The organism is Ciceribacter sp. RN22 (assembly GCF_024054295.1).
In the GTDB taxonomy this organism is placed as follows: Bacteria; Pseudomonadota; Alphaproteobacteria; order Rhizobiales; family Rhizobiaceae; genus Allorhizobium; species Allorhizobium lividum.
The window spans coordinates 378,359-402,101 of the sequence record NZ_JAMXLD010000002.1; the positions used below are offsets into that span (position 1 = coordinate 378,359).

The 23,743-nt window shown below is 63.5% G+C and carries 21 protein-coding genes; 9 read left to right on the forward strand and 12 right to left on the reverse strand.

The features are described 5' to 3' along the window. Window positions 1–40: 40 nt before the first annotated feature. Together NHF53_RS16845 and NHF53_RS16850 are read right to left on the reverse strand one after the other, a co-directional pair. Window positions 41–979, reverse strand: coding sequence for an ABC transporter permease (locus NHF53_RS16845; protein WP_252835276.1), 939 nt, complete (start codon window positions 977–979; stop codon window positions 41–43). A gap of 46 nt (window positions 980–1,025) precedes the next feature. Further along, window positions 1,026–1,916, reverse strand: a complete 891-nt coding sequence (locus NHF53_RS16850) for a proline iminopeptidase-family hydrolase (protein WP_252835277.1) — start codon at window positions 1,914–1,916, stop codon at window positions 1,026–1,028. Window positions 1,917–2,040: 124 nt separating this feature from the next. On the opposite strand from NHF53_RS16850, the gene NHF53_RS16855 reads away from it, so the two are divergent. Continuing rightward, the gene (locus NHF53_RS16855; protein WP_114365234.1) at window positions 2,041–2,823 is read left to right on the forward strand and encodes a LuxR family transcriptional regulator; all 783 of its coding nucleotides are present in this window, start codon (window positions 2,041–2,043) and stop codon (window positions 2,821–2,823) included. Between the two features lie 65 nt (window positions 2,824–2,888). Continuing rightward, window positions 2,889–3,791 carry a proline iminopeptidase-family hydrolase gene (locus NHF53_RS16860; protein WP_252835278.1) on the forward strand — a complete coding sequence of 301 codons (903 nt, stop codon included), beginning with the start codon at window positions 2,889–2,891 and terminating at the stop codon, window positions 3,789–3,791. A 44-nt stretch (window positions 3,792–3,835) separates the two neighbouring features. On the opposite strand, the gene NHF53_RS16865 is transcribed toward NHF53_RS16860, so the two are convergent. After that, on the reverse strand, window positions 3,836–5,830 hold the full coding sequence (locus NHF53_RS16865) for a bifunctional diguanylate cyclase/phosphodiesterase (protein WP_252835279.1): 1,995 nt from the start codon (window positions 5,828–5,830) through the stop codon (window positions 3,836–3,838). Between the two features lie 290 nt (window positions 5,831–6,120). Between NHF53_RS16865 and NHF53_RS16870 the strand changes: the two genes are divergently transcribed. Beyond that, window positions 6,121–7,164, forward strand: coding sequence for a class I SAM-dependent methyltransferase (locus NHF53_RS16870; RefSeq protein WP_252835280.1), 1,044 nt, complete (start codon window positions 6,121–6,123; stop codon window positions 7,162–7,164). A 151-nt stretch (window positions 7,165–7,315) separates the two neighbouring features. Here the strand turns inward: NHF53_RS16870 and NHF53_RS16875 are convergent, their stop codons facing one another. Beyond that, the gene (locus tag NHF53_RS16875; RefSeq protein WP_252835281.1) at window positions 7,316–8,641 is read right to left on the reverse strand and encodes an FAD-binding oxidoreductase; all 1,326 of its coding nucleotides are present in this window, start codon (window positions 8,639–8,641) and stop codon (window positions 7,316–7,318) included. A gap of 233 nt (window positions 8,642–8,874) precedes the next feature. Between NHF53_RS16875 and NHF53_RS16880 the strand changes: the two genes are divergently transcribed. Beyond that, window positions 8,875–9,351, forward strand: coding sequence for an Lrp/AsnC family transcriptional regulator (locus NHF53_RS16880; protein WP_112690283.1), 477 nt, complete (start codon window positions 8,875–8,877; stop codon window positions 9,349–9,351). 20 nt (window positions 9,352–9,371) lie between these two features. Here the strand turns inward: NHF53_RS16880 and NHF53_RS16885 are convergent, their stop codons facing one another. The 8 genes from NHF53_RS16885 to gcvA all read right to left on the reverse strand — a co-directional run bounded on the left by NHF53_RS16885 (window position 9,372) and on the right by gcvA (window position 18,904). Further along, window positions 9,372–11,027, reverse strand: coding sequence for an ABC transporter ATP-binding protein (locus NHF53_RS16885; RefSeq protein ID WP_252835282.1), 1,656 nt, complete (start codon window positions 11,025–11,027; stop codon window positions 9,372–9,374). After that, window positions 11,027–11,869 (reverse strand): ABC transporter permease, encoded by an 843-nt coding sequence (locus NHF53_RS16890; RefSeq protein WP_252835283.1) that lies wholly within the window; start codon window positions 11,867–11,869, stop codon window positions 11,027–11,029. Before NHF53_RS16890 ends, NHF53_RS16885 begins: the two co-directional genes overlap by 1 nt. Before the next feature lie 2 nt (window positions 11,870–11,871). Then, a complete protein-coding gene (locus NHF53_RS16895) occupies window positions 11,872–12,822 on the reverse strand; it encodes an ABC transporter permease (RefSeq protein ID WP_252835284.1) in 951 nt (316 codons plus the stop codon). A 141-nt stretch (window positions 12,823–12,963) separates the two neighbouring features. Further along, the gene (locus NHF53_RS16900; RefSeq protein ID WP_252835285.1) at window positions 12,964–14,574 is read right to left on the reverse strand and encodes an ABC transporter substrate-binding protein; all 1,611 of its coding nucleotides are present in this window, start codon (window positions 14,572–14,574) and stop codon (window positions 12,964–12,966) included. 73 nt (window positions 14,575–14,647) lie between these two features. Continuing rightward, window positions 14,648–15,331: an HAD-IA family hydrolase gene (locus tag NHF53_RS16905; RefSeq protein ID WP_252835991.1), complete on the reverse strand. Its 684-nt coding sequence runs from the start codon at window positions 15,329–15,331 to the stop codon at window positions 14,648–14,650. Window positions 15,332–15,600: 269 nt separating this feature from the next. Further along, window positions 15,601–16,977, reverse strand: a complete 1,377-nt coding sequence (locus NHF53_RS16910) for an aspartate aminotransferase family protein (protein WP_252835286.1) — start codon at window positions 16,975–16,977, stop codon at window positions 15,601–15,603. Between the two features lie 13 nt (window positions 16,978–16,990). Next, entirely contained in the window at window positions 16,991–17,827 is an 837-nt protein-coding gene (locus NHF53_RS16915; RefSeq protein WP_252835287.1) for a GNAT family N-acetyltransferase, read from the reverse strand. Between the two features lie 168 nt (window positions 17,828–17,995). Continuing rightward, window positions 17,996–18,904: a transcriptional regulator GcvA gene (gcvA, locus tag NHF53_RS16920; protein WP_252835288.1), complete on the reverse strand. Its 909-nt coding sequence runs from the start codon at window positions 18,902–18,904 to the stop codon at window positions 17,996–17,998. 113 nt (window positions 18,905–19,017) lie between these two features. Here gcvA and NHF53_RS16925 point away from each other — a divergent pair, with 113 nt between their 5' ends. The 5 genes from NHF53_RS16925 to NHF53_RS16945 all read left to right on the forward strand — a co-directional run bounded on the left by NHF53_RS16925 (window position 19,018) and on the right by NHF53_RS16945 (window position 23,742). Then, window positions 19,018–19,491, forward strand: coding sequence for a RidA family protein (locus tag NHF53_RS16925; RefSeq protein WP_252835289.1), 474 nt, complete (start codon window positions 19,018–19,020; stop codon window positions 19,489–19,491). Next, entirely contained in the window at window positions 19,488–20,678 is a 1,191-nt protein-coding gene (locus tag NHF53_RS16930; protein ID WP_252835290.1) for an aminotransferase class V-fold PLP-dependent enzyme, read from the forward strand. The genes NHF53_RS16925 and NHF53_RS16930 overlap by 4 nt, the downstream gene beginning before the upstream one ends. 87 nt (window positions 20,679–20,765) lie before the next feature. Continuing rightward, window positions 20,766–21,545 (forward strand): SDR family oxidoreductase, encoded by a 780-nt coding sequence (locus tag NHF53_RS16935; protein ID WP_252835291.1) that lies wholly within the window; start codon window positions 20,766–20,768, stop codon window positions 21,543–21,545. A gap of 177 nt (window positions 21,546–21,722) precedes the next feature. Next, complete coding sequence (locus NHF53_RS16940; RefSeq protein WP_252835292.1) at window positions 21,723–22,391, forward strand: haloacid dehalogenase type II; 669 nt, start codon at window positions 21,723–21,725, stop codon at window positions 22,389–22,391. Window positions 22,392–22,467: 76 nt separating this feature from the next. After that, a complete protein-coding gene (locus tag NHF53_RS16945) occupies window positions 22,468–23,742 on the forward strand; it encodes an FAD-binding oxidoreductase (RefSeq protein ID WP_252835293.1) in 1,275 nt (424 codons plus the stop codon). Window position 23,743: the final 1 nt, after the last annotated feature.

Sequence of the window (23,743 nt, forward strand, 5' to 3'; positions counted from 1 at the left end):
AACGGCGCGCGGGCGAGGAGGTTGTCTGAATGCGCGCTGCTCACAGTTTCACCCTCGGATCGGCGGCGACGGTCGCGATGTCCGCCAGGAAGTTGACGAGAACCGTCGCGCAGGCGAACACCATGGCGACGCCCTGCACGACCATGTAGTCTCGCGAGAAGATCGCCCGCACGAGCAACTGCCCCATGCCGGGAAGGGCAAAGACGCTCTCGACCACGACAGTTCCCCCGATCAGCCAGCCGGTGTTGACGGCAAGAAGATTGATCGTCGGGACGAGGGCGTTCGGCAGGACGTGTCTCCAGAAGACCACGTTCTCCGGCATGCCCCGGGCGCGGGCAGCGGTCGCGACGTCGGACTTCAGCCCTTCCACCATCGCGGCCCTGAGGCTTCGCGTGACAACGGCCGAGAGCGAGAGAGCCACGGTGAGGCTCGGCAGGGCAAGGTGGGCGAGCTTTTCGCCGAAGCCTTGCCCGTAGCCCGACACCGGCAGGAGATCGAGCTTCACGCTGAAGAGGATCATGAGCATCAGTCCCAGCCAGAAGGGAGGAAAGCCGATGCCCATCGTCGAGACCAGTCGTACGGCATGGTCGGGCAGCCGGCCCCGGCGCCTGGCGGCGATCGCGGCCATGGGGACCGCGATCAGGACCGACAGGACGACGCTGGTGACGACCAGCATCAGGGTCGGCTCGATCCGCGTGACGATCAGTTTCAGCACGTCGATCTTGTAGAGGATCGACTTGCCCATTTCCCCCTGGGCCAGGTTCCGCAGGAAGTAGAAATACTGCAGCCAGATCGGCTCATCGAGGCCGTATTGGGTGCGGATCTTCGCGATCGCCGCCGGTGTGGCCTTGGTGCCGAGGATCACCCGCGCGGGATCACCCGGGATCATCCGGACCAGAACGAAGGTGATGAGACTGATCCCGAACAGGACGGGCAGGAACTGGAGGGGACGGTAGAGAACAAATCTGTAGCGATGCATGGTCGGCCGATCGTCCTCTAGGCTGCGCTGTCTGTGTGAACGGGCATCAGTTGATCCTGTGGCGCGCCAGGAAGCCCGTCAGCGCGGGGTAATAGTCTGCTGGGTTTTCGTAGAAGGGCATGTGACTGGCGTTGCGCAAGACGTGGATCTCCGCATTCCGCAGCGCACCCTTCATCCGCATTGCGCAGGCGGGTGTCAGTTCGTCGTGTTCGCCGACCGTGATGAGGACCGGCACGTCGATCTTCGGCAGATCGGGTATCCTGTTCCAGTCTTTCAGATTGCCGGTGTAGAGAAACTCGTTCGGCCCCTGCATGGTGGTGTAGGGTCCCATGTTCCAGTCGGAGAGCGAGCGGCGGACGGGTGCGGGCCACTCGGGCAGTCGGCAGACGTGTCGATAGTTGAGGAGGGTGATCGCCGCCATGTATTCCGGGTGGTCGGTCGTGCCCTGCGCCTCGTGCTTCTGCATCATCGCGACCGTCTCTGGGCCGAGCGCACTTCGAAGCCTTTCCAGTTCCAGCGCCAGATGCGGCATGTCGGCGACGGTATCCTCGAGGATCAACGTCCTGATGTTCTGCGGGTGGGTCAGCGCGTAGTCGATCGCAAGCCAGCCGCCCCAGGAATGGCCGAGCAGATGCACCGCGCCGAGCCCCATGACGCGTCGGACCGTTTCCGTTTCTTCGACATAGCGCCCGATGGTCCAGAGGGCCGGGTCGGTCGGCCGGTCGGAGGCGCCGGTGCCGAGCTGGTCGAAGGCGACGACACGGTAGCCGTGATCGACGAGGCAGGAATGCGCCTCGCGGAGGTAATCGCAGGCGAGCCCCGGTCCACCGTTCAGGCAGAAGACCGTTTCATCGCCCCGCCCGAAGCTGTAGGCAACGACCCGGAAGCCGTCGACCTCGATTTCGACACGGTCGTCCGGGGCGATCTCACGCCACATTCACACTTCCTCCATCGGGATTCGCCTTGACCAAAAAATATGCATGGCTAATTTTTAGCGTATTGTCCCGTCGGCACCAGCTATAAGAAGTGATAGGGGTGCCGACGTCTTGCCGGAGGGTGTCATGCTCGAGGAAATCAACACGATCGGCCGACGTTTCGACGCCCGGGACACTCTGGACGGACGCATAGACGAGGCGTTCGTCACGATGCAGCGTCTCGGTTTCGACGCGCTGATCTACGACTACACGCCGGGCGCCCTCGATATCGGCGGGCAGATGATGCTGCCGTCGCTGCTGAAGCTGCGCAATGTCTGCGACGAGATGCATGACTGCTGGTACGGACAGCAGTATTTCCGCATTGATCCGGTTCAGCGGCTGGCCATGCAGACCTCTGTCCCCTTCTTCTGGAACTACGATCCCGACGCCGAAACGAAGATAAGGCGCTTCCTGACGGAAGAGACGAAGCCGGTGAGCGACTTCCTGCACGACCATGGCATGACGGCGGGCGTGACCGTTCCCATTCACATGCCGCGAGGCGATTACGCGACGGTGACGGGGATACGCCACGGCGCAAGACGGGATTTCGAACGAGACGCCATGCGTGCCATCGCGGATTTCAGCCTGCTGGCGCAGGTCTTTCACGAGGCTGCCTACACACTTTTCGATCGCGACGTGCTGAATGCATCCCGCATCCGGCTCACCGAGCGGGAACGCGAATGCCTGCGTTACTCCTCGTACGGTCTTTCCGCGAAGGAGATATCGAGGATCATCGACCGCTCCGTCCCGACGGTCGTCATGCACCTGAACGCAGCGGCGAAGAAGCTCGGCGCGAAGAACCGGACCCAGGCCGTCGTGCGCGCCGCGCAGTACCGGCTGCTCGACGGCGACGTGCCCTATAAGTTGTGATAGGTGCACCGGCGCCGATCCGGCCGATATGGTTGTCTCCTTGAATCTGACCCAAGGAGATCTTCATGCCTGACATCGCATCGCGCGAGGGCTTCTCGCCTTTCCGGGAGTATCGCACCTGGTATCGCGTCACGGGAACCCTGTCGTCCGGCAGGTTGCCTTTGGTCGTTGCGCATGGCGGACCCGGCTGCACCCACGACTACGTCGATTCCTTCAAGGGGATCACCGAGATCGACGGGCGCGCCGTGATACACTACGATCAGCTCGGCAACGGCAATTCCACGCGCCTGCCGGAGAAGGGCGAGGATTTCTGGACCGTGCCTCTCTTTCTGGAGGAGCTCGACTGCCTGCTGAAGCATCTCGGCATCCAGGATCGCTATGCCTTTCTCGGCCAGTCCTGGGGCGGCATGCTCGGCGCCGAGCATGCCGTACGCCGGCCTGGGGGATTGAAGGCGCTCGTTATCGCGAACTCGCCCGCCAACATGAAGACCTGGGTGGCGGAGGCGAACCGGCTCAGGGAGGAGCTGCCGGCCGAGGTGCAGGCGACGCTGCTGCGCCATGAGCAGGCCGGAACCATCACCGATCCGGAATATGTAGCAGCCTCGCGGGTGTTCTATGACCGTCACGTCTGCCGCGTTGTTCCCTGGCCGGAGGAGGTGGCGCGCACCTTCGCGATCATGGACGAGGACAATACCGTCTATCGCAACATGAACGGCCCGACCGAGTTCCATGTGATCGGAACCATGAAGGACTGGACGATCGAGGACAGGCTGCCGTCGATTGCCGCCCCGACATTGCTGATCTCGGGCCGTTTCGACGAGGCGACACCCGAGGTCGTCCGACCGTATGTCGAGCGAGTGCCGGGATGCCGCTGGGTCGTGTTCGAACAATCGAGCCACATGCCCCATGTGGAAGAGAAGGCGCTGTGCCTTACCGTCATTTCGGACTTCCTGAAGGAGCATGACTGACGGTCGGGGAGCCGGTCAGCTTCGCCGGCACGACCGCTTATTCGTCAGGCGCGCTTAGCGCGCCGCTTCCTGCCGTCATCTTCGGCGTTGCCGGCAGCAAACTGTAAGGCCGGTGCCGGGCGGCCGATATGGTATCCTTGTATCAGGGCGATGCCGAGGTCCCGTGCCAGCGTACCCTGATCCTCCGTTTCGACGCCCTCGATCAGGATGCCGGAACCGCGGTTGCGGATGAGCGTCACCATGTCTTCGAGCATCGCCCGCCCCTCGGCGTTATCCGCCGCATGCAGGAACGAGCGGTCGATCTTGACCGTGTGGAAGTCCACGGCGCGAAGCCAGGATAGGCCCGCATGTCCCGTTCCGAAGTCGTCCAGCCACAGCCTGACGCCGAGGGCCTTGAGTTCGGAGATGCTCGTGGTGACATAGGAATGGAGTTCCATCGCCAGCCCCTCCGTGACCTCGAGGGCGAGGCGATTGCCCGAGACGCCGCTGCGGGCGAGAATCTCGGCGACCGAGGCGGCGAAGCCCGGCGCCCGCAGCTGGACGGGCGAGACGTTGACGCTCACCAGATCGACCTTGTTCGGCGCAAGCATTTCCTCGCAAGCGGTGCGGATCGCCCAAAGGCCAAGGTCGTGTATCGCACCGGTCCGTTCCGCGATCGGAATGAAGGAGCTCGGCAGGATCGGCGTGCCGTTCAGCCCGTTGAGCCGCATCAGCGCCTCGGCGGCGACCAGTTCACCGGTCTCGGAATCCCTGATCGGCTGGTAGACGAGCGAGACAAGATTGCGACCGATGGCAATGTTCAGGAGGGCGGAAATGCCTTCGCTCTCGTCGCTGATCAGCGGGTCGTTGGGATCGAAGACCTTGGCGCAGTGACGTCCTCCGGCCTTTGCCCCGTAGAGCGCGCGGTCCGCTTCCCGGACGAGCATTTCGAGCTTCGTTGCGATGGTGGCGCCGGTGAACGTCGCGCCGACGCTCGCGGTGACGACCTCGATGCCGTCCGGTCGCTGATCGTGCTCTATCGCCAGTTCCTCGACCGTGCGGCAGATCGCATTCGAAAGCTCCTCGACACGAGCGATGCTGTTGGAGCGAACGATGGCAATGAACTCCTCGCCGCCGTATCGTCCGACGGTGCCGCCGAACGGTTCGACGAGATTGCGGAGGGCGTCTGCCACGAGACGGAGACTACCGTCGCCATTTTGGTGACCGTAGCGGTCGTTGTACAGCTTGAAGAAATCGACGTCGATCAGGAGAACGGCGAAGTCGTCGCCGTAGACCCGCCACATGTTCCAGTGTTTGCGCAATTGCAGGTCGACGGCACGCCGGTTGTCGAGCCCGGTGAGCGGATCGGTGTAGGAGAGCTTCAGCAGCGCCTCGCCGCGATCCGACGCCGACTTGTGCTGGATACGCGCCTCGAGCGCGTTGACGAAGACGTTGTAGCGCTCCTCGTTGAGCTTCCAGTTCACGTAGGACGTGAAGACGAAGCAGGACACGTAGAAGAGCGCAAAGGCAAAGGCGTAGGCGCCTTCGGGCCGGAAGCTTGCGAGCGACAACAGAAAAGCGACGAGAATGGCTCCGGAGGCCGCCAGCGACAGGCTGAAGCGAAAGCTGAAGAAGAGATTCTCTCCCATCATGAAGATCGCGCCGAAGATCATGTAATAGGAGATCGCTTCGGTATGGCTCGTCATGAGCGCCGGAAGCATCCAGCCGATATATCCGAGCACCACCGCGAAGGCGCAGGTGCGGTCGAGCCATTCGGTTGCGACATTCATCAGTCGCTGCACCTCGAAGAGGGCGAGCGCGCTGATCCCGACGGCGATGCGGGCGGCGATCGTATAGTCGGCAACGTCAGGGATCAGAATGATGTCGGGGACGGCAAAGGTGAGATACACGATGACTGCCACCCAGAAACCCTGCCTCACGGCGGTTCTGCGCGCTTCTTCGCCCTCGGTGCGATAGAGTTGCCGCAGTTCGGCCTCCGACGGCAGGCTTGGGGCGTCCTGCCGATCCTCTTCGATAGCACCAGTCCAGGTGTGCCTCATGCCCCTTCTCACAGTCTCCTGCAGCTTGTGCAGATCATGAGCGCGCGGCTGCGCATAGTCTCGTGAAGTGCGGTTTAATCACATTCTAATGCAAGGTGACAGGCTGTATTCCCCAAGTCATCACTACAGAGTAAAACGTATGCGTGAACATTGAGTTAAAATGTGTTCTTGTACCAAAACGGTACATGCCTTCCCCCTGGCTTTTTATGATTTCTCGCACTGTACAAGTTGTCGCAAATCAGGCCATTCTCCCGGACATCGTTAAACTTTTGTTAAGGAGCGGAGCCTGCATGAGTCAGTTAAAAATAGTGCTCGACGGCGAAAGCCTTATCACACCCGACGCAATGGCTGGAGGAACCGCGGCGGGAGACTATGAGCACTTCGACGAACAACTCGCGATCGGTCGCGGCGAGATTGCCTTGATGCTGGAGCTTGCAAGGCAGCGTTCGGAGAGAGCCGAGGATCCGCGGAGCATCATCGATTACGTCGCCGGCGCGCTTCACGACATCCGCTCCCGATTCCATCCGAACGTCTGGAAGGCACTCGTTCCGGTGGTGCAGCGCCATCCGGTGTCGGCGTTCTTCCTTCAGGACCCGTTCACACGCTGGTCCTACGAGAAGCCGCGCGGATATTCCGGCGACGCCCATCTTCTGGATTTCATCTACGGATATCCGGACGCCGCCGACGAAATCGCCGCCGCCACACCGACCGGCAAGGCTCTCTATGATTACACGAAGGATGCCTCGTCGTCGGTCGCCGTCCGCGAGCGCCGCGACCTGCTGACCCGACACGTCGATCAGGTCGCCGATGCGCGGGGCGCCGAAACGGAGATCCTGACCATAGCGTCCGGACATCTTCGCGAAGCCGACCGCTCGGTCGCGTTGCGGGAGCAGCGGCTCAAGCGATGGATCGCGCTCGATCAGGATCCGCTGAGTGTCGGATCGGTCGCCCGCGATTTCCAGGGAACCTGTGTCCAAGCGGTGAACGGCTCGGTCCGAAGCATTCTGAACGGCAAGCAGAAGCTCGGACGGTTCGATTTCATCTATGCAGCCGGTCTCTACGACTACCTCGCGGAAAACGTGGCGGTGAAGCTGACGCAGAAGTGCCTGCAGATGCTGAAGCCCGGCGGGCTCTTCCTGTTTGCCAATTTCGCCGAGGGTATCCGCGTCGAGGGTTACATGGAGACCTTCATGAACTGGGAACTCCTCTGGCGCAACGAGGCGGACATGTGGCGCATCGTCAACGCCAGCATCGACCGTAACACCGTCGAGCCGCAGGTCTGGTTTGGCGAAAATCGCAACATCGTCTACGGCACGCTGCAGCTCCGCACGTGAGGACATCCGAAACCCCGGCGCGACGGCTGCCGGGGTTTCTCCAGCCGCTCCGACCCGGAGGGCGGTGGGACCAGTTGCCGGGCGCATGACGATGGCGCGCGCTTCAAGGTGTGCGCCCGCGCTGACCGGCCTCACAAGCCGAGGGCGTGAGTTAGAAGTCCGCGACCTTACCCCACGAGCTCTTTCCGAAGCGGTCGGGATGATATGGCCTCGGGTCGACGATCGGTTCGTCACCGGTAACGATATCGGCGATCAAGTGGCCGGCCCCGGGGCCGATGCCGAAGCCATGGCCGCTGAAACCGGCCGCAAGGACGAAGCCGGGAAGCCCCGTCACTTCGCCGATGGCGGGCACGCCGTCCGGCGTCGAGTCGATGTAGCCGGCCCAGGCCGCCGTGACAGCGCGGCCTTCAAGGGCCGGCAGCAGTTCGACCGCGCGTCTGTGGGTGAGGCGGATCGTGCCCTCGTCGAACGCGGGGTCGAGGATACGCATTTTTTCCATCGGCGTCGGCCGATCGAGGTGCCAGCGTGCGAGGCTTTCGTGGCCTGATCGTATGCCTTCCAGTCCGCCGGGGGCGAGACTCTTCCAACGTCGCAGGAACATCGGCAGGAATTGCGGTGCGAAGCGGAGCTGCTGGGCAGTGGGGTCGACCCGCCCGCGGCCGCTGATCGCAAGGGTGTGGCCACCGTCGCCGCGGCGGGTGACGGAGATCGCGGCGGTGTGCAGCGCGTCCGGTATGGCACCTTCGCCCGGACCGACGGAGAGGATCGACGAACGGATCGATGCCTGCGGAAAGCGAATGCCGAGCTGACGGCAGAAGGCGGATGCCCAGGCGCCGCCCGCAAGAACGGCAAGCTTGGTGCGGATCGTTCCGCGTTCCGTGACGACGGCGCTGAGCTGACCGCCTTCCGTCTCGATGCCGCGCGCAGCACAGGACTGGTGGACCGTGCCGCCGAGCTTCAGGATGGCGCGGGCGACCGCCGGTGCGGCGCTTGCCGGATCGGCGACACCGTCGCTCGGCGAGAAGACACCGCCCTTCCAGACCCTTCCGGTCGACCCCGCCCTGGCGGTCGCGGCGGCCTGGTCGAGCATGTGGGTGGTGACGCCGACGGTGCGGGCGAAATCGCGCCAGCGCGCCCAGCCTGAGAGTTCCTCCTCGCTGTTGCTGAGATAAAGGAGGCCGCAGCGGCGAAAGCCGGTGTCCTCGCCGGTTTCGGCCGCAAACGCTTCCCACAGGTCGAGGCTTTTCGTTGCCATGGGGAGCTCGCGGGCGTCGCGGTTCTGCTGACGGCACCAGCCCCAGTTTCGACTCGATTGCTCGGCGCCGACGCGTCCCTTTTCGAGCAATGCGACTTTCAGTCCGCGTTTGGCGAGATGATAGGCGGCAAAGACCCCGACGATCCCCGCGCCGATCACCACGGCGTCGGCGGTTTCCGGCAGTTCTGGCGTCGTTTCGACGAGCATCAGGGGGGCGGGCATGGTCATCTCTCCTTATCGCCTCAGAGAATAGCGCCGGAATTCCGGCACCGTTGCCGCATATCGGTGGCCCGCAGCAGAAGATTCCGTTCTTTGAAGGATCAGCAGATCATTGTGCCTCGAGCGGCGCTGCCAAACGGAATAGACGCGCCAAGACAAAGTGTTAATGTGATTTCGAGGATGTCGCAGCATAAAATGCTACCGTCCGACTGAACCCGGACGCCGGAGGAAGCGCCATGAAACTCGATCGCATCGACATCAAGATTCTTCACGAACTGCAGAAGAACGGCCGCATCACCAATGTCGAGCTGGCCGAGCTCGTCCACCTCTCGCCGAGCCCGTGCCTGATGCGGGTGAAGAAGCTGCAGCAGGAAGGCTATATCGAGGGCTATTCGGCGCAGATCAATCTTGCCAAGCTGGGGCAGACCCTGACCGTCTTCACCGAGATCACCCTCAAGAACCACCGGCAGATCGACTTTGCCCGCTTCCTCGCGGCTGTCGAAAAGGTCGATCAGATCATCGAGTGCCATCTGGTGTCCGGTGGCTACGACTATCTCCTGAAATTCGTGACGGCAGGCATCGGTGAATACCAGACGATCATGGAACGACTGACCGATCTGGATATCGGTATCGATAAGTATTTCAGCTTCGTCGTCCTGAAGTCCCCGATCGTCAAGGCGCACCTGCCTCTGACGAGCCTCTTTCCCGTTTGATGTCCGAGGCAGCCGCGCCGTCAGGCGTGGCTGTAGGCCCTTACCTGCTCCGGATCGAGCTTCAGGTTGTCGAGCCAGGTTGGATCGAGCTTCGGCACCGACGAGAACAGCAGGCTGGAATAGGGATGTGTGGGCGCCTTGGCCTGTGCCGGCGTCAGTTCCTCGACTTTCTTGCCGCCATACATCACGACGATCCTGTCACAGATCGCCTCGACGACGGAGAGGTCGTGGCTGATGAAGACGTAGGAGAGCGAGAGCTCCCTTTGCAGCTCTTTCAGGAGGTCGATGATTGCGGCGGCGACCACGGTGTCGAGCGCCGAGGTGATCTCGTCGCAGAGGATGAGCTTCGGCTCGGCCGCAAGCGCGCGGGCGAAGTTGATGCGCTGCTTCTGCCCGCCCGAAAGCTCGGCAGGCCGGCGATGGCGCAGTGCCTTGGGCAGATGCACCATGTCGAGAAGTTCTTCGATTCGCGCGTCCCGGACCTTACCCCTCATGCCGTGGTAGAACGTCAGGGGACGCCCGAGGATGTCCTCGATCGACTTTGCCGGATTGAGGGCGGTGTCGGCATACTGGAAGACGATTTGCAGTTCGCGCACCTGGTCGCGCGTGCGTTGGCGGCTCGACGGGTTAAGCTCACGGCCGTCGAGAGTCATGGTCCCGGCGGAGATCGGCAGGATGCCGGCAATGGCGCGCGCCAGCGTCGATTTTCCGCAGCCCGATTCCCCGATGATGCCGAGATTGCGGCCCTTTTCGACGCCGAGGCTGACACCACTGACGGCGCGCACGAGCGGCAGTCCATCGGCCTGTATCGGGCCGTAGCCCGCTATCACGTTGTTGATCTCCAGGAGTGGCGCCCGCTTTTTCTCGGCGACCGCGGCGTCATCACGGGGTTTCGGCTCGAAGGCCGCGAGAAGCTCGCGCGTATAGGGGTGCGTTGCTCGATGCAGGATGTCATCCGTCGAGCCGGTTTCCTGAATCTCGCCGCCGCGCAAGACCATAATGCGGTCGGCAATCTGCGCGACGACGGCGAGGTCGTGCGAGACGTAGACGCCTGCGATCCTGCCGGCCTTCATCACAGATTTGAACGCCTTCAACACTTCGATCTGCGTCGTCACGTCGAGCGCGGTCGTCGGTTCGTCGAAGATGATCAGCTTCGGATCGCCGATCATCGCCATCGCGGCGGCGAGCCGCTGCAACTGCCCGCCGGAAACCTGGTGCGGATAGCGTTCGCCAATGTGCTCGGGGTCAGGAAGCGACAGTGCGCGGAACAGGTCGATCGCCTTGCTCCTGGCTTCTGCCGGCGACATCAAGCCGTGGATCTTCGTCACCTCGATCACCTGATCGATGATGCGGATCGCCGGATTGAAGGCGGCCGCGGCTGACTGCGGCACATCGGCGACCTCCGTGCCGCGCACGGATGCCAGTTCGCGCTCGCCGAGCTTCGCCATGTCCTTGCCGTCGACGAGGATAGTGCCGCCGGATATGCGGCAGCCGGTGCGCGCGTGCCCGAGCAGCGTGAGCGCGATGGTCGTCTTGCCCGATCCGCTTTCGCCGATGAGCGCGAGGATCTCACCGGGGGCGATGTCGAGGCTGACGCCCTTGATGATTTCGACGCGACGGCCGGAGTCGGTCCTGGCCTCGACCTTGAGATCACGAACTTCTACGAGATTCTTCATCAGGCGCTCCTGTCGCGGATCTTCTGAGGGAGGTTGTCGATCAGAAGATTGACGCTGATCGTCAGGCTGGCGATGGCAAGGCTCGGGACGATAACCGCCGGCGCCCCGAAGGGCAGTCCACCGATATTCTCGTGAACGAGCGCTCCCCAGTCGGCATAGGGCGGCTGCACGCCAAGCCCCAGGAAGGAGAGGCCGGAAAGCAGCAGCACGATGAAGACGAAACGCAGGCCGAGATCGGCGAGCACCGGCCCGAGGATGTTCGGCAGGATTTCCGAGCGGATCAGATAGAGGGTTCCCTCGCCGCGGGTGCGGGCGACTGTCACATAGTCCATCGTGTTGATGTTGACGGCGAGCGCGCGGGCGAAGCGGTAGGCGCCGGGCGTGTAAATGACCGCGAGCGTCGTGATCAGAACCGTGAGCGAGGAGCCGACGGCCGCGACGATGACGAGGCCCGAGAGCTTGCCGGGGATGGAGTTCAGCGCATCGAGGAAGCGGCTCAGTGCCGCATCGAACCAGCCGCCCGTGACCGCTGCCGTCATGCCGAGGACGACGCCGCTGAAGCAGGCGATGCAGACCGCCGCAAGCGAAATTCCCACCGTGTAGCGGGCGCCCATCAGCGCACGCGAGAGCATGTCGCGTCCAAGGTAGTCGGAGCCGAGCCAGAGCTTCCCGCTGATCCCTCCGAAGAAGTCCTCGTCGACGATTTCTCCGACGGGGTGGGGGATGATATGCGGCGCAGCGATCGCGACGATGCCCCAGAAGAGGATGACGGACAGGCCGATCATGCCGACCCAGTTGAAGCGGTAGCCGAATTTTCTCGACAGCACGGCGGGCAGGGTCATGGTCAGCGCAGCCTCGGGTTTGCAAGAATGGCAATGATGTCGGCAAGCGTGATCAAGAGCAGGTAGCCGAAGCAGAAGATCATCGCGCAGGACTGGATGAGCGGCAGGTCGCGGGTTTCGACGCCGTCGACCATCAGCTTGGCGACACCCGGATAGTTGAAAATCGTCTCGACGATGATGACGCCGCCGACGAGGTAGGAGAGGGACAGCGCGATCGCGTTGACGATCGGGCCGACCGCGTTCGGCAAGGCATGGCGCAGCACCATGCGGGGCCGCGACGCGCCCTTCAGCAGCGCCGCCTCGACATAGGGGGTGTCGATCGTTTCGACCACCGCGGCGCGCGTCATGCGGATCATCTGTGCGGAAACCACGAAGGTCAGCGTGATGACCGGCATGGCGTAGATCTTCAGCATCTCCCCGATGGATGTGACGTCGCCGGCTATCGAGAGCGCGGGAAGCCATTTGAGATAGACGGAGAAAATGAGGACGGCCGAGGTCGCGACCATGAATTCCGGGACGGAGATCACGCCGATGGTGCAGATCGTGACGATGCGGTCGTAGAGCGAGCCTCTGAACATGGCGGCCGTGATTCCGAGCATCAGGGCAAGCGGTACTGCGATGAGCGTGGTTACGCCGGCGAGCCGCATCGTGTTGACGAAGCGACCGCCGATCAGGTCGGCCACCGCAATGTTGTTGACGTAGGAGGTGCCCAGGTCTCCGGTCGCGAGACCGGCCAGCCAGCGCATGAAGCGGATGAACGCCGGCTCGTCGAGATGCATGGCGGTTCGCAGGCCCGCCACCGCTTCGGGCGTTGCGGCCTGGCCGAGCAGGATCGTCGCGGTGTCACCGGGAAGCATCGCCGTGGCGAAGAAGACCGCAAAGGAGACGATCAGCAAGGTCAGTGCGGCGATCAGAAGCCGCGCTCCGACGAGATTGAGTACATATGGGCTCATGAGAGGGCCCCTCTTCGGTTGAGCATCGATGCGACAAGCGATGCGATGCACGGGTCCGTGAAGACTACGGGCAAAAGACTGACACGTCATCGGTGAAGATGGCGGGAAGGCGACAGGCGCCTTCCCCGTTTTCTGCGGTTATCAGGCTTCGAGCCAGACATATTCGGCGAAGGCGTAACCCATCTGGCCGCCGAGCGGATTGGCCTCGAGGCCCTTCAGCTTGCCGGAGATCGCATCCACGTTCGAGATGTAGACGGGGATGACCGTGCCGGCTTCCTCGGCGACCATGACCTGCATCTCTCCATAGATCGTCTTGCGCTTGGCCTCGTCGAGCGAACCGCGGGCCTCGACCAGCATCTTGTCGAATTTCTCCGACTTGTACTGGCTTTCGTTCCACGGCGCATCGGAGGCGTAGAGCAGCGAGAAGAGGATGTCGGCCGTCGGACGCGGGTTGATGTTGCCGAAATGGACAGGCGCCTTCAGCCAGTAGTTCGACCAGTAGCCGTCGGACGGCACGCGCTGGATGTCGAACTTCATGCCGATTTCGCTGCCGGCCTGCTGGACGATCGTGGCCATGTCGACCGAGGCGGTGGCGGCATCCGATGCGACGATCGGAATGGACTGGCCGAGGAGACCGGACTTTTCGAAGTGGAACTTGGCCTTCTCGGGATCGTAGGCTTTGGCTTTGAGCTCGGCATTGTGGTAGATGTTTGCGGCGGAGATCGGCTGATCGTTCGCCACCTCGGCGAGTCCGCGCAGGACCGACTTACGGATCTGCTCGCGGTTGATCAGGTATTTCATGCCCTGGATGAAGTCCGCCTTGCTGCCCGGCTCCATGTCGAGGCGGATGTTGAGGTCGGTGTAGTTGCCCGATGTCGTCTGCGACAGCACGAAGCCCGGCTGGCTTTCGACGAGCTTCATCGAACGCGGTGTGATCGAAGCGGCGAGATGAACGTCGCCGGAGAGAAGTGCGTTGACCCGGGCCGTGTCGTCGCTGATGGCGAAATACTCGAAGGAGTCGATGTTGGCGCCGCCGGCTTTGAAGTAGTCCGGGTTTTTCACGAAGATGGACTTCACGCCCGGCTGGAAGCTCTCCACCTTGAACGCGCCGGTTCCGATGCCCTTGGAGAAGTCGGTGGTGCCGTCCTGAACGATCATGAAGTGATGCATTGCGAGGATCGTCGGAAGGTCGGCATTCGGGTTGGCGAGCGTGATCTCGACGGTCAGCGGGTCCACGGCCTTGATGCCGGTGATCTGCTTGGCGATCGAATTGACCTTCGAACCGACGTCCGGATCAAGGTGCCGCTTCAGCGAGAAGACGACGTCCGCGGAAGAGAGCGTCTTGCCGTCGTGGAAGGTCACGCCTGAGCGGAGCTTGACCGTCCAAACCTTCGCGTCGGCCGTCTTGATGCTCTCGGCGAGCTCCATCTCGGTGATGCCGTCCTTGTTGAGGAAGGTCAGGCGGTTGTAGAGGGCGCAGCAACGGACATAGTCCGTCGACAGCGACGCCTTGGCCGGATCGAGCGTATCGGCAGTCGAGGAAGACCAGCCGGCCGCCTTCAGGTGGCCACCCTTCGTCGGGGTGGCGGCGATGGCGTTGGATGCGCGGCCAAGGACGAGGCCGCCGGCCGACAGCGCGACGCCGCCCGCCAGCATCATGTGAAGAAGTTCGCGGCGTGTGGCACCGCGGCGGATGGCATCCTCGACCATCGCGTCGTCGTTTCTGGTCCAGTTGGTGATCTTGTCGCTCATGCTATTTCCCCTTTTTGTTGTCGGTTGAGGGCTGCCCGTCTGACGCGGGCTGGCTCCCGGTGTTGAAGACAGGTCAATTTCGGGCCGTTTCCACGGCGTCGGCGAGCTCGGCCATGGACGTGAAGTGATAGTCGGGCGTGGTGAATTCGGCCGGCTCGATCGTGCCGCCATAACCGTTCTGGGCGTGGCGCCGCTCGATCCAGCAATTGGTCATGCCGAGTTTCCGGGAAATCCCGATATCATGGTACTGGCTCTGGGCGACATGCAGGATGTCCTCCCTGGCGGCACCTTCCGAAGCGACGAAGTCGAAGACCTGTTCGAAGAAGGCCGGATCAGGTTTTTCCGTACCCGTATCGTCGGCGGTAAAGGCGGTATGGAACGGATTGCCGAGCTCTGCCGCAAAATGGTCGAAGGCCCAGCGCCGCGCATTCGTCATGGCGATCAGCCGGTAGTCGCGCGCGAGGCGGGCAAGCGCCTCGGCGCTGTCCGGAAACGCCTTCCAGCTTCTGGCGGAGTCACGCAGCCGCTCGCCGTAGCGTCTCTCTGCAGGAAGCCCGAGCGTCGGCGCAATTGCGAGATAAACCCGAACGAGATCGTCGGGAAAAAGGTCGGCACCGTCGGAATAGCGGGCCTGCCTGTAGAGCGTCAGGGCCTCTTCGCCGTCGACGGCTACGCCGACTTCCGCGGCGATCCCGGCCAGGCAGTCCTTGAGACCCGCCTCGAAATCGATGAGCGTGCCGACCACGTCGAAGGTCATGTACTTGAAATCAGGCAGTTGCGTGCTCAAGTCCGTTTCCCCAGTTTCGCCGCGCGCCGTTCGCGCTTGCGGCAGATTATTTCGTTCCCGGTTCGGGCGACTGTCTCGCCTTCATATCAAGCCCGCTATTTGGTTTTGCGGGCCTTCTCATTTATCAAGTGTGGCATCTGCACTGCACCGATTCCGCCGAAAAGACGCAGCGGTGCGGCACAAAATTGCGAATCTGCCGGCCCCCGCGACATTTGGGGGCTGGCTCCTCCCCGGGGCGCTCAGTCCTTCAGGACGCGGCGCACATCCGGATCATCGAGTGTCTGGTCCAGCGTCACAGCCGTGCGCTCGAGGATCGCATCAATGTCGGCATCGGTGCAGCAGAGCGGAGGGGCATAACCGAGGGCGCCGTTCGCGAAGGCGCGGATGACGAGACCGTTTTCCCAGGCACGGTCGAAGATACGTCGCGCCGCCTGTGCCTCGGCGGGGAGGGGGGTCTTGTTCTTCTTGTCGACGACCAGCTCGATGGCGGCGAGCATGCCGCGACCTCGAACTTCGCCGACCAGCGGGTGATCCTTCAGGGCTTCGAGGCCGGCCATCAGCCGGGCGCCGGCCTTTCTGCCGTTTTCGAGAAGGCCGTTCTCATAGAGCTTCAGGACTTCCAGGCCGACGGCTGCGCTGACCGGATGGGCCGAATAGGTGTAGCCGTGACCGACCGCCGAGGCGCCGGCGCCGTCGGCGATCACCTGGTAGACATGGTCCGCCATGAACACGGCGCCCATCGGGACATAACCGGAGGTGAGGCCCTTGGCGGTGGTGATGAAGTCCGGAACGATCCCCTCCTCGCTGCAGGCGAAAAGAGGCCCCGTTCGGCCGAAGCCGGTGATCACCTCGTCGGCGATGAAGAGGATGCCGAGCTCGCGGCAGAGATCGCGCATTGCCTTCAACCAGCCACGGGGCGGCACGATCACGCCGCCGGAGCCCTGGATCGGCTCGGCATAGAAGGCGGCCACCCGCTCCGGTCCGATCTCCTCGACCTTGGCCCGCAATGCCACAAGAGAAGCGGCGATGATCACCTGCGGATCCTCGCCGACGGGGTTCCGGTAGGGATAAGGGGACGGAATTTTGTGCTGCCAGTCGAAGGGAATGCCGAAGCCGGCATGGAACGCCGGCAGGGCCGTAAGCCCGGCGCCGACGGTGGAGGAGCCGTGATAACCCATCTCGATCGAGATGAACTGGTCGCGCCGGGGCTCTCCGCGCGCGTTCCAGTAGTAGCGGACGAAGCGGACCGTGCTGTCGACGGCATCCGATCCCCCGAGGGTGAAATAGACGTGGTCGAGATCGCCCGGCGCGCGTTCGGCGAGTTCGGCGGCGAGGCGGATCGCCGGCTCCGAGCCAAGCCCGAAATAGGTGGTCGCATAGGGAAGCTCGCGCATCTGGCGGGTAGCGGCCTCGACGATGCTCTCGTGCCCGTAACCGGCGTTGACGCACCAGAGGCCGGCGAAGCCGTCCACCAGTTGCCGCCCGCTCGCATCGGTCACCGTCGCACCCTTGGCGGAGGCGAGCACGCGCACGCCCTGTTGCTCGTGGCCGCGATAGGAGGCGACCGGATGGACGAGGTGGGCCCGGTCGAGTTCGATGAGGGAATTGCTGTACATGATCTTCTCCGGATCAGCCGAGGGCCTGGTTGGCGAGGGCGAAGGTGGTGGCCGCGGGCGTTGCCCGGTGCTCGACGGGGCGGGCCATGGTGATGCCGCCGCCCACATGGGCGAGGCCGTTTTCGGCAAGCCAGTCGGCAAGTCCGGCGTCGGCGCCCGTGTCGACACGCAGGAAACGACCCGGTCGCTTCGCGATGAAATGCGAGACGAGGGCCTTTGCGTCCCCGAGCGTCGACGCGACGACGGGGCCGATCACCTCGCCACGGCCGAAAGGCCGCAATGCGGCGAACGCGTCGACGTGTCCGTTGCGGCGAAGGACCGCAAATTCGCCGATCGTGGCGAGACAGACGATCATGCGTTCCCGGTCGGCTCCACACGCGGCGCGATCGAGCGCGATGATCGCCGGCAGGTCCGCAGGGGAGGCGGGCTCGACACCTGCGGGCGAGGGTATTTCGCCGACGACACCCTGATGCTGACGGATCGTGCCGGTCTGGCGGAAGCCGAGTTTTTCGTAGAGCGGCAAGCCTTCCAACGTGGCTATGAGGCGCAGCGGGCGGCTGCCGGCAAGCCGGAATGCCGCATCCATGAGCTTGCGCCCGAGACCCTGGCCACGCATCGCCTCATCGACGATCACCATGTTGATGGTGGCGGCGTCCGTCTTGAAGGGCGTGACGAACACCGTGCCGACGACCTCTCCGTCGCCGTCAATGGCGGCAACACCGTCGCTCAGCGAAAGCGCCATCCGCCAGTCCTCGAGGCGATGTGGCCATCCGGCCTGCCTAGAGAGGCGCAAGGCGCCTTCGAGGTGCTGCTCTCCGAAGCGCTCCAGCTGTGTCTGCAATGTTCGCATGGGCAGATCCTTCATGTCCTGCCCATAGTGTTAAGGGTTCGGGGGCCGGCAGATCGTCCGAAGGCGGTGCTGGCCTCGACATCTTCCGTCTTGGTGGCCGTCGCTCGCGGCATTTTATGCCGCAGGCTCTTACGGGCAACGACGCCCGTCGAGGCGGTCCGCCGTCGTTCAGGGGCGGCCAGTATGCGCTGATGCAGCCTCGTTCCTGAGCCAGGACGCGAAAGTCTCGGCGGCGGGGCTGAGCGGCCTCTGCTCGGGCGTGACGAGCCAATAGGCCGTCTTCTCCGATCGTACGATGGTCGCGAACGGCTGCACCAGTCGCCCCGTCGCCAGATGGTCGCCAATGAGGAGCAAGCGGCCGATCGCGACGCCCTGACCGTTGAGAGCCGCCTGCAGAGCGATGTTGTAATCGGTGAGTTGCAGGACACGGGCACGGCGAAAATCGACTCCGACTTCGCCGAACCAGAGCTCCCATCCCAGCGGGTTCATGGAATCGAGGAGCGTGTGCGACAGCAGGTCCGCAGGTTCGGCGAAACCGGAGCCATCTCCGAAGAGCGACGGGCTGACGACCGGGCTCAGTTCCTCGTTCATCAGCCGCTCCGCCCTGACATCTCCCCAGGGACCCGCGCCGAAACGGATGGCGAGATCCACGTCGTCCGATGCGAAGTTCGTCAGGCGCAGTGTCGGTTCGAGTTCGACGTCTATCTCGGGATGCTGCAGCATGAAATGCGGAAGGCGCGAAACCAGCCAGTTGGCGGCGAAGGAGGGCAAGACGCTGACGCGCACCGTCTGTCTCCCAGCCTGCCGTCGCGTCTCTGCCGTCGCACTGGCGATGATGGCGAAGGCTTCGGTCGTTCTCTCCAGATAGGCAGCGCCTTCGGGCGTCAGTTCGATGCTCTTCGCCTTGCGGACAAAGAGGCGCACGCCGAGCATCTCCTCGATCTGCCTGATGTGATGGCTGACCGCGCTCTGGGTGATGAGGAGTTCCTCTCCCGCGCGCCGGAAGCTCAGCAGACGCCCGACCGCCTCGAAGGCCCGCAAGGCCTGCAGCGGCGGCATGACGGCGGATGCGCGCATGAAATTCCCTCAAAGCGTGACATTAGTTCAATCGATCGCACGATAGCGAAGTTTGAATTGGAAGCAATCGGCGCCGCCGTGCATTTTGCCGCCAATTCTCAAGGGAGCCAGCCATGTCAGAGACCATTGCATCCAGACTTTCCGCCCTCGGTCATCGTTTGCCGGCCGCGTCGGCCCCGGCGGCCAACTACGTCTCCACGGTCCGAACCGGCAATCTTCTCGTCGTGTCCGGGCAGATCAGCACCAGGAACGGTGTTGTCCTGACCGGGGTGGTCGGCGCCGGCGTTTCGGTCGAGGAAGGCCGCGTCGCCGCGGAGTGCGCCGCGATCAGTGTTCTGTCTCAGATCGGTGCAGCGACCGGCGGCGCATTGACGGCCGTCCGGCGCGTGGTGCGTCTCGGTGTCTACATCGCCTCGGCGCCGGATTTCGCAAAGCAGTCGGAAGTCGCCAACGGCGCCTCGGATCTGGTCGTCGGTGTGTTCGGAGAGGCGGGGCGACACGCCCGTGCGGCGGTCGGCGTCGCGGCGCTGCCGGCGGGTGCCACTGTCGAGATCGAGGCGCTGGTGGAGCTGGAGCCCGAAGCATGAGTGATGTGCTGGACGTGGAGCAGCTCCGCTCGGAAACGCCGGGCTGCAAGGCCGGTGCGCATTTCAATCACTCCGGCGCCTCGCTGCCTTCCCGGCAGACCCTTGAGACGATCTGGGACTATCTGCGCGAGGAAGCGTCCGACGGCCCGATGGAGACAGCAACGAGGGCGGGTGAGCGTCTCGAAGCCGTCCGCACCGATGCCTCCTCCCTGATCGGCGCCAGCCCGGGCGAAATCGCATTCATGGGGAGCGGATCGGCCGCCTGGGGCGCCGCGTTTGCGGCGTTGCCGCCGCTCGCCGCAGGGGACCGCATTCTCGCCGGGCGCCAGGAATGGGGCGGGAATCTTGCAACCATGCAGGCCGCTGCACGACGTGCCGGTGCGCGCATCGAGGTCATTCCGGTTCGCGAGGATGGCAGCGTCGACGCTGCCGCACTTGCATCGATGATGGACGAACGGGTGCGCCTTGTGTCGCTGACATGGCTTCCGGCGAACGGTGGCCTGATCAATGACGCTGCGGCCGTCGGGCGCGTGGCGAGAGCGGCGGGCGTTCCCTATTTCATTGATGCCGGTCAGGCGCTCGGCCAGGTTCCGATCGATGTTGCGGCACTCGGATGCGACGTCCTGAAGGCGGCCGGGCGAAAGTTCCTCCGCGGTCCGCGCGGCACGGCACTGCTTTATGTCCGGCGAGGGTTCCTGTCGGAGCTCACGCCATCCTATCTGGATGTGTCTTCCGGACCGATCGTCGAAGGCAAGGTCGAGATCCGAGACGATGCGCGCCGATTCGAGGCCGCCGAAAACTCGCCGGCCTTGCTGCTTGGCCTCGGTGCGGCCATTCGTGAGGCCCGATCACTCGGCATCGAGGCTGTCCGTGACCGGATCGCTTCGCTGGCAAGCACCCTCCGCGACGATCTTCGCAGCATCCCCAAGGTCACGGTGCGGGATCTCGGATCACAACTCTCGGGAATCGTTTCCTTCACGGTCGAGGGCATCGCACCGACGCAAGTGCGTGCCGCGCTCGCCGAGAGAGGTATCGCGATCGGCGCGAACGGCGTTCCCTATACGCCGCTCGACATGGCGGCGCGCGGACTGGACCAGATTGCGCGTGCCTCGGTCAGCCATCTCAACACCATCTCGGAGATCGCGCTCCTCTCGGAAGCGGTCGCAGACATAGCGCGCAGCGCATGACGGCGCCGCCTTCATCAGGCGGGCAGTCAAGACCGGGCCGGCATTGCCCGACCTTCCAGATTCTCAACACGATGATCGGAGTAAGTTATGGACTTGGGCATCAAGGGCAAACGGGCACTGGTCTGTGCCGGTTCGAAAGGGCTGGGCCGAGGCGTTGCGGAGAAGCTCGCCGAGGCCGGCGTGATCCTGACGCTGAATGCCCGCGAACCGAAACAGTTGCGCGAGACGGCGCAGGCGATCAGCGAAGCCTACGGGACGCAAGTCGAGATCGTGGCTGCTGACGTGACGACGGAAGAAGGCCGCAACGCCCTTCTTCGCGCCGAGCCGCGGCCGGACATCCTCGTTACCAATGCCGGCGGCCCGCCGCCCGGCAACTGGTCGACGGTCTCCGAAGACGATTGGCTCGCAGCAGTCGGGGCGAACATGCTTGCGCCCATTCTGCTCATGAAGGCTGTGCTTCCAGGCATGATCGAGCGGAAGTGGGGACGGATCGTCAACATCACCTCGGCCTCGGTCAAGTCTCCGATCCCGGAGCTCTGCCTTTCCAACGGCGCCCGCACCGGCCTCACCGGTTTCGTCGCGGGGACCGCCCGGCAGGTCGCCCGCCATGGCGTCACCATCAACAATCTGCTGCCCGGATCGCACCAGACGGAGCGCATGGAGAAGCTTCTGGAGAAGTCCGCGCAGGCGAGAGGCATGTCGATCGAGGAGGCACGTGCGGAGGAACACGCGCAAAACCCGACGGGACGCGTCGGCACGCCGGGTGAGTTTGGCGCGGCCGCAGCATTCCTCTGCAGCCAGTATGCCGGCTATATCGTCGGACAGAACCTGCTGGTTGACGGCGGCGCGTTCAACTCGACGCTCTGACTGCGCCGTTTCCGGCCGTTCCGACCTGTCGCAACCATCTGCCAGCCGGCGCGCCGCATACAGAATATTCTGCTTTCATCTCGGGCAATTCAGTCGAACCCGGTGCGGGAATGCGCCTTATGATCGTCGCATCAGCCGATCCGGCTTCTCCGCGCCGTTTTCCAGAGGATGCCTCGCATGACGACCTTCCGCCCGAAATACATCACCTTCGACTGCTATGGCACGCTCACCAACTTCCAGATGGCGGAAGCGGCACGCGATCTTTACGGCGCGCGGCTCGACGAGCCGAAAATGCTGGAGTTCATCAGGAATTTCGCCGCCTACCGGCTCGACGAAATCCTCGGCGACTGGAAGCCCTATGCCGAGGTCGTGCACAATGCGCTCGAGCGGAGCTGCAAGCGCAACGGCGTTTCCTTCAAGGACGAAGACGCGCAGATGGTCTACGAGCGCGTTCCGACCTGGGGACCGCATGCCGACGTTCCGGCAGGGCTTGCGAAGGTGGCGAAGGAAATTCCGCTCGTCATCCTCTCCAACGCCATGAACGCGCAGATCATGTCGAATGTCGAAAAGCTCGGCGCGCCTTTCCACAAGGTCTATACGGCCGAACAGGCGCAGGCCTACAAGCCGCGCTTCCAGGCGTTCGAATATATGTTCGACATGCTCGGCTGTGGCCCGGAAGATATTCTCCATTGCTCGTCCTCGTTCCGCTACGACCTGATGTCGGCGCATGATCTCGGCATCAAGAACAAGGTCTGGGTCAATCGCGGTCATGAGCCGGCGAACCCCTATTACGGCTATACCGAGATCGCCGACATTTCCGGGCTACCGGGCGTTGTCGGGCTCTAAAGCAACCTCCAGCAGAAGTGCGTAAGCGGTTTTGCGTCCGGAGTTGCGCCAAACAAAAGAGCAAGAGGCACTTGCGATGAAATTCGTCTCCTATTGGCATGACACGGCACCGGCCTTTGCCGGTGCTGCACAAGGCCCGGTCAGTGGGCATTACGATGTTGCCGTGATCGGCGCGGGCTTTACCGGGCTCGCGGCGGCCCGGCAGCTGGCCAAGGTGGGGGCGAAGGTCGTCGTGCTGGAGGCGGAGCGCGTCGGGTTCGGCGCGTCGGGCCGCAATGGCGGCCATCTCAACAACGGACTGGCGCACAGTTATCTCGCCGCCAAGGCCGAACTCGGCAAGGAGCGTGCCATCGCGCTCTATCATGCGCTCGATGCCTCCATCGACACGATCGAGGCACTGATTGCCGAAGAGGGGATCGACTGCAATTTCCGCCGCGCCGGCAAGCTGAAGCTCGCCTCGAAACCGCAGCATTTCGATGCACTGGCGCGCAATTTCGATGCACTGAACAAGGAATGCGATCCCGACACGGCGCTGCTTTCGCCGGAGGACCTGAAGAGCGAAGTCGGCTCGCCCTTCCATGGCGCGATGCTGTCGAAGAAGAGCGCCATGATGCATATGGGTCGTTATGTCGTCGGGCTGGCTAAGGCCGCAGCGCGTCATGGCGCGACGATCTTCGAAGGAACGACCGTCACCGAGCATTGGGAGACGAACGGTCTGCACACGCTCAAGACATCGCGCGGCACGATCACCGCCGCCAACGTGATCGTGGCGACCGGAGCCTATACGACGAAGAACTTCACCTGGTTCCGCCGCCGCATCATCGCCGTCGGCAGCTTCCTGATTGCCACACGGCCCCTGACGGAAAGCGAAGTGCAGGCGGTCATGCCCGGCAACCGCACTTGCGTCAACACGATGAATATCGGCAATTACTGGCGGCTTGCGCCCGACAACCGCCTGATCTTCGGCGGCCGCGCGCGCTTCTCGGCAACATCCGACCAGCGCTCTGATTCCAAGAGTGGCGAGATACTGCGCGAGAGCATGGAGCGTATCTTCCCGCAGTTGAAGGGCATCGATATCGACTATTGCTGGGGCGGCCTCGTCGACATGACGGCCGACCGCTATCCGCGCGCCGGCTTCCATGACGGGCTCTGGTATGCCATGGGCTATTCCGGCCACGGCGCGCAGCTTTCGACCCATCTCGGCATGATGGTCGCCGACGCCATCCTCGGCCGCGCGGACCGCAACCCGTTGAAGGGCCTCGAGTGGCCCGCAGTGCCGGGACATTTCGGCAAACCGTGGTTCCTGCCGCTGGTCGGCATGTATTACAAGATGCTCGACAGGATCCGCTGAG